Source organism: Kitasatospora sp. NPDC048286, from assembly GCF_043201735.1.
GTDB lineage: Bacteria > Actinomycetota > Actinomycetes > Streptomycetales > Streptomycetaceae > Kitasatospora.
Window position 1 is genome coordinate 213,624 of the sequence record NZ_JBICZE010000016.1, and the last position, 14,923, is coordinate 228,546.

General features: G+C 71.1%; 14 protein-coding genes and 3 pseudogenes. 8 read left to right on the top strand and 9 right to left on the bottom strand.

From position 1 onward, the window contains the following. Window positions 1–41: 41 nt before the first annotated feature. Window positions 42–443, top strand: a complete 402-nt coding sequence (locus ACGF13_RS32730; RefSeq protein ID WP_392882234.1) for a VOC family protein — start codon at window positions 42–44, stop codon at window positions 441–443. 76 nt (window positions 444–519) lie between these two features. On the opposite strand, the gene ACGF13_RS32735 is transcribed toward ACGF13_RS32730, so the two are convergent. The 6 genes from ACGF13_RS32735 to ACGF13_RS32760 form a co-directional block, all read right to left on the bottom strand. Further along, a complete protein-coding gene (locus ACGF13_RS32735; RefSeq protein ID WP_392882236.1) occupies window positions 520–804 on the bottom strand; it encodes a hypothetical protein in 285 nt (94 codons plus the stop codon). Window positions 805–980: 176 nt separating this feature from the next. Beyond that, window positions 981–2,240, bottom strand: coding sequence for a threonine--tRNA ligase (gene thrS, locus ACGF13_RS32740; RefSeq protein ID WP_392882238.1), 1,260 nt, complete (start codon window positions 2,238–2,240; stop codon window positions 981–983). A gap of 229 nt (window positions 2,241–2,469) precedes the next feature. Next, complete coding sequence (locus tag ACGF13_RS32745; RefSeq protein WP_392882240.1) at window positions 2,470–3,774, bottom strand: GNAT family N-acetyltransferase; 1,305 nt, start codon at window positions 3,772–3,774, stop codon at window positions 2,470–2,472. A 126-nt stretch (window positions 3,775–3,900) separates the two neighbouring features. Beyond that, a complete protein-coding gene (locus ACGF13_RS32750; RefSeq protein ID WP_392882242.1) occupies window positions 3,901–4,560 on the bottom strand; it encodes a hypothetical protein in 660 nt (219 codons plus the stop codon). Window positions 4,561–4,772: 212 nt separating this feature from the next. Beyond that, the gene (locus ACGF13_RS32755; RefSeq protein ID WP_392882244.1) at window positions 4,773–6,047 is read right to left on the bottom strand and encodes a serine hydrolase domain-containing protein; all 1,275 of its coding nucleotides are present in this window, start codon (window positions 6,045–6,047) and stop codon (window positions 4,773–4,775) included. Between the two features lie 178 nt (window positions 6,048–6,225). Further along, on the bottom strand, window positions 6,226–6,714 hold the full coding sequence (locus tag ACGF13_RS32760) for a carboxymuconolactone decarboxylase family protein (protein WP_392882247.1): 489 nt from the start codon (window positions 6,712–6,714) through the stop codon (window positions 6,226–6,228). 96 nt (window positions 6,715–6,810) lie between these two features. Here ACGF13_RS32760 and ACGF13_RS32765 point away from each other — a divergent pair, with 96 nt between their 5' ends. The 3 genes and pseudogenes from ACGF13_RS32765 to ACGF13_RS32775 form a co-directional block, all read left to right on the top strand. Then, entirely contained in the window at window positions 6,811–7,779 is a 969-nt protein-coding gene (locus ACGF13_RS32765) for a pirin family protein (protein ID WP_392882249.1), read from the top strand. Window positions 7,780–8,536: 757 nt separating this feature from the next. After that, a pseudogene (locus tag ACGF13_RS32770) lies at window positions 8,537–8,872 on the top strand (hypothetical protein); the annotation flags it as partial. A gap of 83 nt (window positions 8,873–8,955) precedes the next feature. Beyond that, window positions 8,956–9,744, top strand: a pseudogene (locus ACGF13_RS32775) (IS630 family transposase); the annotation flags it as partial. A 24-nt stretch (window positions 9,745–9,768) separates the two neighbouring features. Here the strand turns inward: ACGF13_RS32775 and ACGF13_RS32780 are convergent. Next, a pseudogene (locus ACGF13_RS32780) lies at window positions 9,769–9,978 on the bottom strand (transposase); the annotation flags it as partial. A 271-nt stretch (window positions 9,979–10,249) separates the two neighbouring features. On the opposite strand from ACGF13_RS32780, the gene ACGF13_RS32785 reads away from it, so the two are divergent. Continuing rightward, window positions 10,250–10,546 carry a contact-dependent growth inhibition system immunity protein gene (locus ACGF13_RS32785; protein WP_392882251.1) on the top strand — a complete coding sequence of 99 codons (297 nt, stop codon included), beginning with the start codon at window positions 10,250–10,252 and terminating at the stop codon, window positions 10,544–10,546. A gap of 575 nt (window positions 10,547–11,121) precedes the next feature. Here ACGF13_RS32785 and ACGF13_RS32790 read toward each other — a convergent pair. Both ACGF13_RS32790 and ACGF13_RS32795 read right to left on the bottom strand, forming a co-directional pair. Then, window positions 11,122–11,394, bottom strand: a complete 273-nt coding sequence (locus ACGF13_RS32790; RefSeq protein WP_392882254.1) for a hypothetical protein — start codon at window positions 11,392–11,394, stop codon at window positions 11,122–11,124. Window positions 11,395–11,632: 238 nt separating this feature from the next. After that, window positions 11,633–12,037 carry a hypothetical protein gene (locus ACGF13_RS32795; protein WP_392882257.1) on the bottom strand — a complete coding sequence of 135 codons (405 nt, stop codon included), beginning with the start codon at window positions 12,035–12,037 and terminating at the stop codon, window positions 11,633–11,635. A 615-nt stretch (window positions 12,038–12,652) separates the two neighbouring features. On the opposite strand from ACGF13_RS32795, the gene ACGF13_RS32800 reads away from it, so the two are divergent. From ACGF13_RS32800 to ACGF13_RS32810, 3 genes are all read left to right on the top strand, one after another. Then, window positions 12,653–13,624, top strand: coding sequence for an aldo/keto reductase (locus tag ACGF13_RS32800; protein WP_392882260.1), 972 nt, complete (start codon window positions 12,653–12,655; stop codon window positions 13,622–13,624). 16 nt (window positions 13,625–13,640) lie between these two features. After that, window positions 13,641–14,231 carry a hypothetical protein gene (locus ACGF13_RS32805; protein ID WP_392882262.1) on the top strand — a complete coding sequence of 197 codons (591 nt, stop codon included), beginning with the start codon at window positions 13,641–13,643 and terminating at the stop codon, window positions 14,229–14,231. Window positions 14,232–14,410: 179 nt separating this feature from the next. Further along, window positions 14,411–14,833 carry a hypothetical protein gene (locus ACGF13_RS32810; protein WP_392882264.1) on the top strand — a complete coding sequence of 141 codons (423 nt, stop codon included), beginning with the start codon at window positions 14,411–14,413 and terminating at the stop codon, window positions 14,831–14,833. The last annotated feature ends 90 nt before the right edge of the window (window positions 14,834–14,923 follow it).

Sequence of the window (14,923 nt, forward strand, 5' to 3'; positions counted from 1 at the left end):
CGCGCGTTCGGAAGGCCGCCCCGTCGCCCAGGAGTTCGCCCGTGGACGCCCTGTACTCCCGTCTGCTCGTCACCCGCTTCGCCGAGTGCTTCGGCTTCTACCGCGCGGTCCTGCCGGCCCTCACCGGCGCCGCCCTGGCCAAGGGCGCACCCGAGGGCCCGTACGCCAGTTGGGACCTCGACGACCAGACCCTCCTGGCCCTCTTCGACCGCTCCGCGATGGCCGCCACCCTCGGCACCGGGCTGCAAGCAGGGCCGCACGCACAGGACGCCACGATGCTGGTCCTGCGGGTCGACGACGTGGACGCCGCCCTCGACCTCTGCCTGCGCCACGGCGGCACCCCGGTCACGCCCGCGACCGACCGCCCGGAGTGGGGCCCCACCCTGCGCAACGCCCATCTGCGCGACCCGGACGGCCGCCTGGTCGAGCTCCAGTCCTACTGACTGACCCCCGGCCCGCACCGCACGGGGCTCGCGTCTCGTGCGGTGCGGTACGGACCGGGGGACGCGCCCGCCGGACCTACTGCATCGGCGGGAAGGGCCGCCCCATCGGCCCGAAGGATCCGAAGCCGGCACCGGCCTGGGCGAGTTGATCGGTCCTGAAGTCCGAGGAGCAGGCCCGCCCGAGGGTCTGCGAGGCGGTGTCGGCCCCCGGGACGTGCCCGAGCACGGCGGCGCAGTACTGGACGGCCGGGATGGGCAGCGGGCGGAGTTCCGCCGAGCCGGCCGGGGAGGCGGCCACGGCCCCGGCGAGGGCGAGCGAGCCTGCCAGGGCGGGAACGGCGAGGCCACGGGGGATGCGCATCGGGGTACCTCCGTACGGGTGGGGACAGCGGCGGCCATCGCCTCGGCCGCCGGGCCCATTCGACGGTCGGCCGCCATCCGCCGCCCGGCCGACACACCGCGCGCCGCACTAGTCGTACGGACGCCACCGGCGTGCCCGCCGACGACCCCGCCGCCGCCACCATCGCGGCCCCCGGTTCAGCGCTCGGCACCCTCCGCCCAGAGTTCCGCGTCGCAGGCCGCCACCAGCGCGCCGATCCGCGCCCACGCCTCCTCGGCCGGCAGCGGCTCCAGCCGGCGACCGTCCCGCAGCCGCAGCGCGACCCGGTCGTCCACGGCCTCCTTCGCCCCGATCACCGCCTGGTACGGCACCAGCCTGGCCTCCCGAATCCGGGCGCCCAGACTGCCGTGCTCGGGACCAGCAACCTCGGCGCGCAGTCCGAGGTCCAGACAGCGCTGCCGGAACCGTTCGGCCTGCGGCAGTTCGGCCTCGGAGACGGGCAGCAGCGCCACCTGGACGGGCGCGAGCCAGGCCGGGAACGCGCCGCCGTACAGCTCGATCAGGTGGGCGACCACGCGCTCGACGCTCCCGATCACGCTGCGGTGCACCATCACCGGGCGGTGCTTGGCGCCGTCCGCGCCGATGTAGTGCAGGTTGAACCGCTCGGGCTGGTGGAAGTCGATCTGCACGGTGGAGAGGGTGAACTCGCGCCCGGCGCCGTCGGCGATCTGCACGTCGATCTTGGGCCCGTAGAACGCGGCCTCGCCCTCCGCCGCCTCGAAGGGAACCCCGGAGCGCTCCAGCACCTCGGTGAGCAGCGCGACGGCGCGCTCCCAGAGCGCCGGATCCGCCACGTACTTGCCGCCCTCGCCCGGCAGCGAGAGCCGGTAGCGAACGGGGACGACACCCAGCGCCCGGTGCGCCTCGCGGATCAACTCCAGTGCGGCGACGGCCTCGTCGGCCGCCTGCTCGGGGGTGCAGAAGACGTGGGCGTCGTTCAGCTGGATCGCCCGGACCCTGGTCAACCCGCCCAGCACCCCGGACGGCTCGGAGCGGTACATGCCGCCCAACTCCGCCATGCGCAAGGGTAGTTCACGGTAGCTGTGGGAGCGGGAGCGGTAGATCAGGGCGTGATGCGGACAGAGGCTGGGGCGCAGCACCATCTCCTCGGAGCCCAGTTCCATGGGTGGGAACATGTCCTCGCGGTAGTGCGCCCAGTGGCCGGAGATCTCGTACAACTCCCGCTTGCCGAGCACCGGGGAGTACACGTGGCGGTAGCCGGCCCGGCGCTCGCGGCCGCGGATGAACTCCTCCAGGGAGTGCCGGATCGCGGCGCCGTCGGGGAGCCAGTACGGCAGGCCGGAGCCCATCAGCGGGTCGGTGTCGAACAGGTCGAGTTCACGGCCGAGCTTGCGGTGGTCGTGCTTGGGGTGGTCGTGCTTGGGGTGGTCGTGCATGGCGGTGGTCTCCACTCGGGTCTGCGGGCGAGTGGGTCCGGGAACGGCGAAGCCCCGGGGCACTCGCCCCGGGGCTTCGGACTAGGTCAGCAGTCAGCGCGCCGGGACTCTCTCCGGCGTCGTCGTGACGAGTGCAGCGCGCTTCATGCGTTCCACGGTAGCAGCTCCGCGCCGGTGGGCGCCGGTCCTTTACGGACGGTGCCGGCCGGGCCCGGAAGGCCGGCCGGGCTCAGAAGAGCGTGACGCAACCGCGCGCGGCCAGCTCCGCCACCAGCCGGGCCGACGGCCGCGCGTCGTTCCACCGCAGGTCCAGCTTCTCCAGCGCGGGCAGCGCACCCGGATCGGCCAACCAGTCGGGCAGGTCGGCGATCCGGTTGCCGCGCAGGTCGAGGCGGCGCAGCCGGGGAAGCCCCGCGAGCACGGCGGGGACCTCGGCGAGCGCGTTCTCCCGGAGCTCCAACTCGCGCAGCTCGCCGAGCCACCCGAACGATTCCGGCAGGCCGGTCAACTCGTTGCCGCGCAGCCAGAGTTCACGCAGTGAGCGGAGTCCGCCGATCGACTCCGGCAGGGCGGTGAGCCGGTTGTGCTGCGCGCGCAGCTCGACCAGCGAGGCCAACCCGCCGATGGTGGCGGGGAGTTCGGCGAGCTGGTTCTCACCCACGTTGAGGTAGCGCAGCGCGGTGAGCCGACCGAGCTCCTCGGGCAGGGCGGTCAGCGCGTTGTCGTGCAGGTAGAGGAAGTCCTCGAGCCCGGTGAGGTCGAAGAGTTCGACGGGCAGTTCGGCGAGCCGGTTGTGCCCCAGGTCGATGGTCCGCAGCCCGGTCAACCGGCCGATGCCGGGCGGCAGTTCACTGATCCCGGTCTCGGCGAGGATGAGCACCGTCAGCTCGGTGCGGTCCCACACCTCGGCCGGTACCTCGTCGAGCGGCCGACGCCAGAGGTTGAGCGTCACATCCGTCGGACCCGTCATCGCGCCCACGTCCCCCATGCCTGCCGCCTGGTCGGCGGTGATGCGGAACTCCGCCAGCTCCCGGCCGTACCAACGGTCGGTCAGCCCGGTGCTGGTCATCCCCAGGCGCCGGCACACCGCCGCCGACCGGGCGTTGTCCGGGGCCAGCACGGCCCGGATCTCGGTCAGGCCGTCGGCGAATCCCCTGGCCAGGACGGCCCGGGCGGCCTCGGTGGCGATGCCCTGCCCCCAGCTGTCGGGATGGAGGTGCCAGCCGGCCTCGATCTCCCCGTCACCGTCCGGCAGCGGCACCAGCAGGACGGTGCCGGCGACCACCCCGGTGTCACGCCGTTCGATCGCCCAGGCGCCGTAGCGCGGATCGACGGAGCGCTTCCGACAGCGCTCGATGAAGGCCCGGGCCTCCTCGGGCTCGGTCATGGCGCGCGGGGTCCGCCCGATCCACCGGGCGACCTCCGACCGGGAGTAGATGTCGAAGGCACGGTCCTGGTCGGCCATGGTCCACTGCCGCACCACCAGCCGTTCGGTGGTCAGCACCGTCTCCGGCCCCTCTTCCGTTCCCGCCATGACCCAAGCCCCTCTCCGATGGTGTGTGAATCACCGTACGCACCCGGGCCACCGGGTGGAACTCCGGCCCGGGCACCGCCCGGTACCGCTCGCGGAGCTCAGGTCGCCGGTCTCGGCTCGCCCGTCTCAGGTCGCCCGCGGGAGGTGGCACTCCACCGCGAGCCTGGCGATCGTCCGGAGCCTGCCGAAGTAGGCCGCGCAGTACTCCTCGTTGATCAGGGGCACCACCCGGTCGAGCTCGGCGATCAGCGACCAGAGGCCGGCGACGCCGGAGCCGTCGAGCCCGCCGTCCAGATCCCGCCGGAGGTAGCCGGCGACACGGGAGTCCAGCAGGATCAGCGTCGAGCCCGCGATGTCCGCCGCGACGAAGCTCCGCGGGAACGGCGCCTGCCAGTGTTCCTCCCACAGCCGGGCGAGTCGCTCCCGGACCGACCCATCACCCGCGTCCGCCGCCGCAACCGGGCGGAGCAGCGCGGAAACGGCGGCGAAGACGGCGAGGGTCAGCCCGGCGGCCCGCTCCGGACGGACGTCGGCGCTCGTCGCCGCGCCCCGCGCGAGCCGGTCGCGCAGCCGCACGCCGTGGCCGAGTTCGGCGGCCGATCCGTCCCCGAGGAGCCCTTCGGCGACGGCCCGCTCGATCAGCTCCGGGAGCGGCCCGTCGGCGGCCAGCCGCTCGGCGAGGACCTGCTCCAGGGCGAACAGCGCGTGCGCGACGGCCACGGTGGCGAACTCGTAGCGGAAGTACGAGTGCCGGATGAGCTCCCGGGAGGTCTCCAGCACGCTCATCACGGAGCTGGACGCCCCCGGCCGGCAGCGCCAGACCGGCGACCAGGGCGTCCATGCCCGCGTAGTCGGGGGCGACGCAGTGGGCGCGCGGGTCCGGCACGGGCAGCAGCGGCAAGGGGTTCACCGGTGCAGTCTCACCACCCGGCGACGCCGATGCCACCCCTTTTCCCCCGGGCACTCGTCCTCCTCGGAACCGCGGGAACGGCGGGCGGTCAGCCCAGCTTCGGCGCCACGGCGGTCGACCCCTGTGCCACCCCCGCCGCCGCCTCCGGCGCCGCCGCGCCGGTCCCCCGCTGCCCGGTGCCGCAGAACGCCTGCTCCAGGAAGCCGCCCTCCGCCTCCAGCTGCGCGACGAACTGCGCCTCGTCGCCGCGCGGGGTGACGGACAGCGACACCTGCCGGTCGCCCGAGCTCCACAGCTGGGTGCTGTACCCGGGCACCGAGCCGTCGTGGCCGTAGACCGGACCGCAGGAGAGCTCCCAACGGGCCAGCCCGAGCCCGTAGCCCAGCGAGGCCGGCACGCCGTCGACCACGATCGGGGTGGTCGTGGTCATCTCCTCGAGCAGCGGTGGCGGCAGCAGCCGGCCGTCCAGGAGGGCCCGGTGGAAGCGGTTCAGGTCACCCAGGGTGGAGATCAGCTCACCGGCCGAGTTCGCCCAGGTGAGGCTCGCGACCGTGACGTCCCGGTCGTTGCGGTCCTGCGGGCCGGGGCCCTCGGGCAGCGTCAAGTAGCCGTGGGCGTGCGGGCCCCGGATGCCGGTGGCCGTGCCCGGGAAGTACGTGCCGGTGAGGCCGAGCGGGCGCAGGATGCGCGCGGTGACCTCCTGGGCGTAGCCGTGCCCGGTCACCTTCTCGATGATCATGCCGAGCAGGGTGTAGTTGACGTTGGAGTAGCCGAACCGGGCGCCCGGCGGGAAGGCCGGCGGGTGCGCCACCGAGGAGGCGACCACCTGGGCCGGGGTGATGTGCCGGGTCAGGCCGCCGTGGTCCAGCCAGTCACGGATGCCCGCCGGGTCCGTCCGGTCGGGGAACACCCCGCCCTTCTCCTTGGTGGAGTCCCAGAGGCCGGAGCTGTGGTTGAGCAACCGGCGGACGGTGATCTGGTCGCCGTTCGGGACCAGCCCGGGCAGGTACCGCTCGACCGGGTCGTCCAGGCCGATCCGCCGCTCACCGACCAGCTGGAGCACCGTGGTGGCGGTGAACACCTTGGTGACGCTGCCGACCCGGAACCGCCCGTCCGCGCGGACCGGTGCGCCGGTGGCCAGGTCGGAGACACCGGAGGCCCCGCGCCAGACCCCGTGGCCGTCCCTGACCTCCGCGATCGCCCCGACCGCACCGGCGCCCGTCACGGCCCGCAGCGCGGCCGCCCTCGGGTCACCGGCGCCCGGCTGCCCGCCCGCGGGCTCGACGGCACCGGCCGAGACGACCGGCCCGGCCAGCGCCAGACAGACCGCCCCCACCAGCGCGGAAAGCGTACGACGTGCCATGCGACCCCACCTTCGCCGTCGGCGAGCAGTTCCTCGCCCTCGCCGCCCAGCCTCGCCGCATCGCTGACGGTCCGTCATCCCCCGCCGGGAGGAGCCGGTTGTACACCGGCCAACGGATGGCCTCCATCGGACGGCGGAGGCCCGTCGGTGGAGGGTGGAGACCCTCCGGCGCGCGCGGCTACCGGGCGGCGGCCGGACGGACCGGGTGCTTGCTCAGGATGGACACCCGGTTGAAGGCGTTGATGGCGATGGACACCCAGACCGCCGCGGAGATCTCCTCGTCGCTCAGCACCTGGCGCGCCACGCCGTACGCGGCCTCCTGGAGCACCGCGTCCGCCGGGGCGGTGGTCGCCTCGGCCAGCCCGAGCGCGGCCCGCTCGCGGTCGCTGAACACCTCGGTGTCGCGCCAGGCGGCGAGCACGCCCAGGCGCTGGGCGGTCTCGCCCTCGCGGATCGCGGCCCTGGTGTGCACGTGCAGGCAGTAGGCGCAGCCGTTGATCTGCGACACCCGGAGGTTGACCAGTTCGATCAGCCGACGGTCCAGCCCCGCCGCGGCCGCGACCTCGCGCGCCGCCTCGGCGGCCGCCAGCATCGCCCGGTACGCCTGGGGGCTCTGCTTGTCGATGAACACCCGCCGGTCCGTCGGGACCACCGTCACATCACTCACCTGGACTCCTTAGGCTGATCGCAACTGTCGTCCGTCACTCTGCCATGGCATGATAGTTGAATATAGAACTAATTGACACCCGGGAGGGACCCACCCGTGAGCACCGCCGAGACCGACCGCGTCCAGACCGACCGCGCCGGGACCCCCGCCGCCGACCCGCGGGTCGAGGTCCTGCCCGCCCGTGACGTACCGCTCGGCGGCCCGCGCGCGATGACCGTACGCCGCACCCTGCCGCAGCGCTCCCGCACCACCATCGGCGCCTGGTGCTTCGTCGACCACTACGGCCCCGACGACGTCGCGACCACCGGCGGCATGGACGTCGCCCCGCACCCCCACACCGGACTGCAGACCGTGAGCTGGCTGTTCACCGGCGAGATCGAGCACCGGGACAGCCTCGGCGTGCACGCGTACGTCCGCCCGGGCGAGGTCAACCTGATGACCTCCGGCCGCGGCATCGCCCACTCCGAGGTCTCCACGCCGGCCACCACCGTCCTGCACGGCGTACAGCTGTGGGTCGCCCTGCCCGAGGAGCACCGCCACACCGGACGCGACTTCCACCACCACGTGCCCGCCCCGGCCGCCCTCGACGGCGGCGAGGCCCGGGTGTTCCTCGGCACCCTCGCCGGCGACACCTCCCCCGTCCCCACCTTCACCCCGCTGCTCGGCGCCGAACTGACCCTGCGCCCGCACGCCACCGTCACCCTCGACGTCGACCCCGCCTTCGAACACGGCCTGCTGGTCGACAGCGGCGAGATCCGCCTCCTCGACACCCCGCTGCACCCCGCCGACCTCGGCTACGTCGCCCCCGGCCGCCGCACCCTCACCCTCACCAACACCGCGGGGACCGACGCCCGGCTGGTCCTGCTCGGCGGCACGCCGTTCGAGGAGCAGATCGTCATGTGGTGGAACTTCATCGGGCGCTCCCACGAGGACATCGTCCAGGCCCGCGAGGAGTGGCAGGCAGCCGCCGACCGCTTCGGCGCCGTCACCGGCTACCCGGGCGACCGCCTGCCCGCCCCGGAACTCCCCGGCATCCCCCTCAAGCCGCGCGGAAACGTGCGCTGACCTGCACGTTAGGCGATCGAGGGCGTGGTGGCCCGGGCCACCACGCCCCCGCCCCGAAGTACCCCTGCGCTCACCTCGAAGCGCCCCCGTCGGCACTCGCTTCCGCACTCGACGCATGACACGGTTCGACCATCCGCGACAGCCCCTGACAGGACCAATGCTGACCCAATGCCGAGTTTGCTGACGGTCCATCAGAACCGGCCGGGGCACTTACGGAGTCCGGGAAGTCATCGTCGGGTGCCCCCGCGGGAACCGGCGAATTGCCCTCGCGCGGCCCCCTCGCCGGCTGCCGAAGGACAGTCACCACCGAAATGGGGCAGGCCGGAGAAGACAGCCACCATGCCGCCCGCGCCCCACCGACGATCTTGCGTCAGGCCAGTTATTAGACCTGAGACCTTCTGCGGGGCCTTCCGAGCCCCCTCCCCCGGCAAGAGCCCGCCGACCCGTCCCGACCCGGCGCTAGAGTGACTTCATGGTGGACGCCCCGACGACAGCAGCACCCTCGGTCGAGGCGCTGGAAACCCTCCTCAAGCGCGCCTGCGAACCACCGACCGGCACATCTCGGGCGAAGCAACTGCGCTGGGTCGCCGGCGAGCTGCGCACCGCCCTGGAACGGGGCGCGATCGTGCCCACGACCGCCGACTCACTCACCCAGCTCTTCGCGCCGGACACCCTCACCGACTACCTCGCAGCCGCCGAGCGAGGCCTGCTGCGGCGCAAGCCCGCCGCACGACCGGGCCAAGCCTCACCCGCCTCCATGCGCGTCCGCAAGGACTGCCTCCGCATCCTCGGCGCCCGAGCCGGCATCACCGTCACGCTCCCGGACCGCGATCCGCCGCGAGTCGAGCTCCGGCCTGTGGTCGCCGCCCGCCCGCGCAGCATCCTGCTGGGCCACCTGGAACACTCAGCCCACCCCGGCCGGTCCGAGTCCCGCATCCGGATCCTCGCCATCATCGGCACCGTACTGGACACCGGCTGCCGCGCCGGCGAACTCTGCGCCCTGCACACGGACGACGTCGACCTGCGCCGCGGCACGATCCGCCTCACCCTCCTCCCCCAGCACCGCAACCCGCACACCACGCCCGCCACCGAAACGGTCACCCTGTCCAGGCCCGCCCAGGCCGCGATGCGCCATTGGCTCACCGTCCGCAGCCACCTCGTCGCACGCGACACCCGAATCAGGAGGTTGCCGCCGAGCTCGGCATCTGGCCGCAGACGGTCGGCAAGTGGCGGCGGCGCTTCCTGGAGCGCCGGTTGGAGGGGATCGCGGACGAGCAACGCCCTGGTGCTCCAAGGAAGATCAGCGACGAGCGGATCGAGGAACTCGTCGTCGCCACCCTGGAGCGGGCCCCCAAGGATGCCACCCACTGGTCCCGGGCGTCGATGGCCGCCGAGATGGGACTGTCGAAGTCCACTGTCGGCCGGGTCTGGCGGGCCTTCGGTCTCAAGCCGCACCAGGTCGACACTTTCAAGCTGTCGAAGGACCCGCAGTTCATCGACAAGGTCCGCGATGTCGTCGGGCTCTATCTGGACCCGCCGGAGCGGGCTCTGGTCCTGTGTGTCGACGAGAAGTCCCAGATCCAGGCACTCGACCGCTCCGCCCCGGTGCTGCCGATGATGCCGGGCATGCCCGAACGCCGCACCCATGACTACCTGCGCAACGGCGTCACTACCCTGTTCGCCGCCCTCGACGTGGCCAACCTCCGCCTGCACCTGACGGCTGGCATGAAGGCCTTCATCGACGCGAACGCCGAGTGGCTCACGGTGTTCCACCTGCCCACCTATGCACCCGACCTCAACCCGCAGGAGGGCATCTGGTCGCTGGTCAAACGCGAGATCGGCACCCTCGCCGCCGCGGACCTCACTCAGATCACCCGAGCCGTGAAACGGCGGCTCAAGAGGATCCAGTGCCATCCGAAACTCGTCGACGGCTGCCTCGTGACCACCGGCCTGACCCTGGACTGAGGTGACTCAGTCCTCCTCCCAGGGCGGGTAATCGTACGGGAGGTAGCGCCAGGGGACGCCGGTGCGGTCGACATAGAGGATCGCGTCCAGCAGATCCCGCAGATCGTGCTCGGGCGGCCGGCCGAACGCGAGGGCCCGTTCGGTGCGTTCCCGGCGCCAGGAGGTCAGGGTGGGCTCGACCAGGGCCCAGCGGGCGTCGGACAGGTCGCTCGGATACGGTTGACGATCCGTCATAACGACGGCATGCTGCGGAATCTCTCCTCCGGCCAGAGGCTGCGGGCTCCAGTGGACAACCGTGCTCCAGCCCGGCCTCTTGGGATGAGACAGGACAATGTGCGTAGTTTCGGCGGGAATTCGTATACAGGCAGCACTCCCATCGCATCAGCCTCCGGAATGCCCGCAGAAGAGCTGGCCAGGCAGTCCGGAAATCCGGATCGACTGCCGCTTTCATGGACGAAACGCCCAGTGAGGCTGCGTTTGAGATCTGACATGGGACGATCGGTCGGTGACTCAACTCGTGAACCGTGACCAGTCCCTTGAGAAGCTTGAGGGCGTCCGCTGGTCGGCCCCAACGGGCAGCGAAACCCGTCTGATGGCGGCCATGCGCGAGCTTCGGCGCAAGCCAATCGGCGGCCTGACGGTCGAGGGCATGCGGTTGCTGATCAGGCAGGACGCGGGCCTTGCCTATCTCCTGCCGCTGGCGGTGGAAGTCCTTCGGGTCAACCCACTGGCGGAAGGCGACATGCATGAGGGCGACTTGCTGGCAGGCCGCGCTCACCAGGGGCCCGGAGGTCTGGAGTGAGTTCCCCGAACTCAGGCAGGAGGTCCGCATGATCGTCTCGGAGTCGGCTGCCGTGCTGCCTGCTCTAAAACGTGATGTCGAGGGGTTCCCGGCTCGGTAGGTCGCCGACATAGTGGGCGGTAGAGCGCACCTTCTCGTGGCCCACCGCCCACCGGCGCCTCGCCCGATGAGCGGGGTGCTTGGGCCGAGTTCTATCCGAACAGGCTCGGGTTCAGCGTGCCGAGGGGCGGCTCGTATGACACGTGAGATGGTGCGCGCGGTCACGGGCCTGGCGGGGTTGCCTGACCCTGGAAATCAGGTTTTAGGGGCCAGATAATAAACCTCTCGAACCTCTTCTCAGTTTCTTCGTCTGACAAATCACCTCCGATGGCGTGCCAGCGTGTGAACTTTCCGGCTATGGCCAGTCGAATATTGAAGGCCAATGCCATGTAATTAACGACCTGGAAGGCAGTTCCGCCGCGATCGTCGGACGGGTCTAGTTCATCCACTAATTTTCGCAGTGTTGACACGACCGATTGCTCGGCAATCCAGCAGTCGCGGATCGATTGAAGATCCTGCTTCGGTTCATTTCATATTCATCGGGCTTCATTCGATACTCCGGTGCTGTGTGCTGTGTGCTGTGTGCTGATTGCGTGGCGGTTGAGCAGGACCAGGCGCCGCCCCGAAGCGACGGTGTGCCGGACGGTGTAGGCCGCCACGACCAGCAGCCTCGCGTGGTGGTCGAGGTGGGCCTCGTCGTCCAGTTCCTGCTCAACCGCCGACAGTGCGGCGAACTTCTCCTCGGACAGGAGCCGTGGTGGGGGAGGTGCCTCGGCGACGAACTGCCGCCGGCCCTCCAGACACCTCACGACTGCAAGGAGTCAAGCAGCGCCTTCGGTCTTGGAGTTCGGTGTCCGAAGGTTCAGCTCGATTCGGCCGGCGGGGACTCAGCCCGCGCCAGAAGTTGGACGATACCGACCCAGACGGACTCGCCCGCCCAGGTGTGGAACGCGCGTACCCTCCCAGGACCCCGGCGGCACAGGAACCGGGGCCGTGGAAGGCTCGCGGTGCCCGTGCGGGTACGGCTTTCCGAGGTCCTGGCCGGCTTCACCCGAGTCCATGAGGACTGCAGGTCGGGAGCAACCCCCGCGAGCGCGGGGCCGACGTCTGTGCCACCACGGTCGCCCAGCTCGACGATTCCCTGGACGCGGTCGACCTCGACCTGACCCCGGCCCAGCGCCGCCACCTCGACGAGGCGTGACCAGCCGGCAGGTGAGCCGACAGGCGGGCCGGGCCGGGCCGTCCCCCAGGAGGGCGGGTCACGCACGTGGGGCGCCGCCCGCCCGCCGGGAGTGCGGTCACTGCTCCGGGATGCGGGCCGCACATCACGGTGCCGGGCTCGGACGGGTCGGCGCTGATCCAGAACTGCTCCCACAGCAGGGCGGATGCGGATCGGCTGAGATACCCGTCGCCGTCCAGGTCGAGCAGGTCGAAGACGTCGTCGGTCTCCACGCTCCGGCCGTGCCAGGTGCCGACGAGGCGGCGGTGCTCGGCGCGCGAGATGCGGCCGTCCCCCGTTCTCGTCCACGGCGTCGAAGACGGTGTCGGCGGTTGCCGTGACGACCGCGCGCAGGGTGGGGAGCCGGTCGACGAGGGCCAGGAACTCGTCCATGTCGATCTTGCCGTCGTGGTTGGTGTCGGCCACCGTGAGCAGGTGGTCCCACCAGCCCGTCATGAGCGCCTCGACCCTGGCCCTCAGCTCCGCGCCCCGCTGGACGCCGGCAGGCGGCTCCAGCGCTCCGTCAGGGCCCCGAAGTCGTCCTGCCGCAGGCAGCCGTCCCCGTCCGGGTCGAAGACGGCGAAGACGTGTCCGCGTCCAGGACCCGGCGGAGTCCGGCCGGCGCCTCGGCAGGGCGCCGAACCGGACGGTAGTATCCGTTTCCGTACTGACTGAATATCAAGTACACGCCGTTTACCGGCAATTGCCGTCGGTGACGTCGGCCCACCCTCAACCGGTGACGACCTGGGAAGTCGCGCCGCGCCGCGTCCCCTGCGACCACCTTCCGTACCGGAACCGGCCACCGGAGACCCCGACCGCCGGAACCGGCAAGAACCAGAAAGCGTCCATTGGTTGCCATCGCACATTCCGAGCTCGACGTCTTTCCACTCTGCCTCGGCGGCAGCGTCTTCGGCTGGACCGTCGACGAGCAGACATCCTTCCGCGTTCTCGACGCCTACGCCGACGCGGGCGGGAACTTCATCGACACCGCCGACTCCTATTCCCAGTGGGTCCCCGGAAACACCGGCGGGGAGTCCGAGTCCATCCTCGGCAACTGGATTGCCGCGCGCGGCCGTCGGGACCGTTTCGTCATCGCCACCAAGGTGGGCCGGCTGAACGGGCTGTCCGGGCTCACGGCGAAGGTCGTCCAGCAGGCGGTGGAGGACTCCCTGCGCCGGCTGCGGACGGATCACATCGACCTCTACTACACGCACGCGGACGACCCCGGGACGCCCCTCGAAGAGACCCTCGGCGCACTCGACGCCCTGGTCGCGGCGGGGAAGGTGCGCCACATCGGCGCCTCGAACATCAGCGGCCCCAGGCTGGCCGAGTCCCTTGAGGTGTCGAAGCGTTCGGGGCTCGCCTCGTACGTGGCGGTCCAACCTCCCTACAACCTCGTGGAACGCGAGCCCTTCGAGAGCGGGATCGCCCCGGTCTGCGAGCGCGAGGGCGTCTCCTGCGTCCCGTACTTCGCCCTCGCCCAGGGCTTCCTGACGGGCAAGTACCGCGAGGGCGCTCCCGCCGTTGCCAGCGTCCGCACCGGCGCGGCACAGCCGTACGGCGAAACGCCCCGCGGCCGTACGGTCCTCCGGGCGTTGGACACGATCGCCGCCGAGCACGGCACCGCGGTCGCCGCGGTGGCCCTGGCCTGGCTGAGAGTGCAGCCCCACGTCGTCGCCCCGCTCGCCAGCAGCAGGACGCCCGAGCAGCTCGCCGAGCTGATCCCGGGAGCGATGCTGGAACTCTCCCCGGCCGAGCTCCAGTTGTTGGATCTCGCGTCACGGACCGCCGCAGCGGACGACCATGCGCACGTCGGCTGAAGGAGGAGGAGCCGCCATGATCCTCGCACCCCACACCGCCCTGATCGGATTCGACGCCCTCAAGTCGTTCATCTCCGTGGCGCGCGATGAATACGAGTCCTGTACCCCGGAGGAACCGCCCTCCTGTTTCGCCCTTCTGCTCGGCACCGTCGTCGACGGTGTCGCGGCCGTCACCGCGGTCCAGTTCGCGACCAACGTCCGCGCCACCGACCCGACCGCGGTCGAGGAGTTCGCGCGTTCCGTAGCGCCGTGCTTCGGGGGCGCCTACCGCAATCCCCGCCGGGGATTCTGGTGCAGCTCGCGGGACCTGCTCCGCATCCACCGGGAGGCGGACCGCGACGGGGTCGAGATCCTGGGCTCCATCCACCTGCATCCCGACTGGCACCGAATCGGCCCGCCCGAGGAGCGGGGGCTGCGAATAAGCGAGCAGCCGACACCGATGGACCGCTACATGTCCGCCAACAGCCGGTACCCGGTGAACATGATCTGCTACCTGGAATCCGGCCCGCAGGGGGTTTCCGCCGCACTCGCGGCATGGGGTCCGCCCCCTGAGGGCGAGACCGCGGCGCCGTGTCCGCGGCTCCACCTGACGTTCAGCACGTCCTGACGAGCCGGCACGGCCACCCCTCGACGCCGGCGGGGCTCCGCCCCGGTTACGCCCTAGGGTGCGACCGGGGCGGAGGCGGGATGCCTCAGAAGAGACGCTTCATTCACATAAATGGCAAACTTTCCATATTTAACAGATGGGAAAGAATCCACGCTCCGACCCGCCACGCCGGTTTGCATATGGATAACCCACAACCGGTTCCGGATCTGCTCCAATGGGGCCCGCGCCTGAATATCCGTGCGGCACACCAGGGAACGGCGGGACATATCGCGATCATGGGTACGTTCTCCGACACCGCATTGCTCGCACTGAGCGATCCCGACCGTCTCAAGGGCGCCTTGGCCCCGGCGGACGACAGCAGCGGGATTCTCACCCTGATCAACGCGACCCATGAGATCGCATTCGCCCGCATCGACCGGGTCGCGGACATCCGGGTCGGCGACATCGTGCTGCAGCAGCCGTTCTTCCCGGTCCGGCGCGTCAGCGGCGACCTCAGCCGGACCGTGCCGAACTACGTCCGGGACGATCTGCGGCTGACCGTGACGCACGAGCCGATCTGGGCCGATCTGCTCGCCCGCGTCCACGTCGACCTGGTCGCCTAGTACTCCGGCTGTAGATCGTGATCTTCATGGTTGCTCGGCCTCTTGTCGTTGGTAGTGGCTGGCACGAGTGCGTGCTTGGTGACGGCGACG

Excerpts from the sequence above, each read along its gene's own strand:
- ACGF13_RS32755 (WP_392882244.1), bottom strand. The coding sequence starts at position 6,047 with ATGGCACGTCGTACGCTTTCCGCGCTGGTGGGGGCGGTCTGTCTGGCG.
- ACGF13_RS32750 (WP_392882242.1), bottom strand. The coding sequence starts at position 4,560 with ATGAGCGTGCTGGAGACCTCCCGGGAGCTCATCCGGCACTCGTACTTC.
- ACGF13_RS32745 (WP_392882240.1), bottom strand. The coding sequence starts at position 3,774 with ATGGCGGGAACGGAAGAGGGGCCGGAGACGGTGCTGACCACCGAACGG.
- ACGF13_RS32805 (WP_392882262.1), top strand. The coding sequence starts at position 13,641 with ATGATCCTCGCACCCCACACCGCCCTGATCGGATTCGACGCCCTCAAG.
- ACGF13_RS32735 (WP_392882236.1), bottom strand. The coding sequence starts at position 804 with ATGCGCATCCCCCGTGGCCTCGCCGTTCCCGCCCTGGCAGGCTCGCTC.
- thrS (WP_392882238.1), bottom strand. The coding sequence starts at position 2,240 with ATGCACGACCACCCCAAGCACGACCACCCCAAGCACGACCACCGCAAG.
- ACGF13_RS32810 (WP_392882264.1), top strand. The coding sequence starts at position 14,411 with ATGGATAACCCACAACCGGTTCCGGATCTGCTCCAATGGGGCCCGCGC.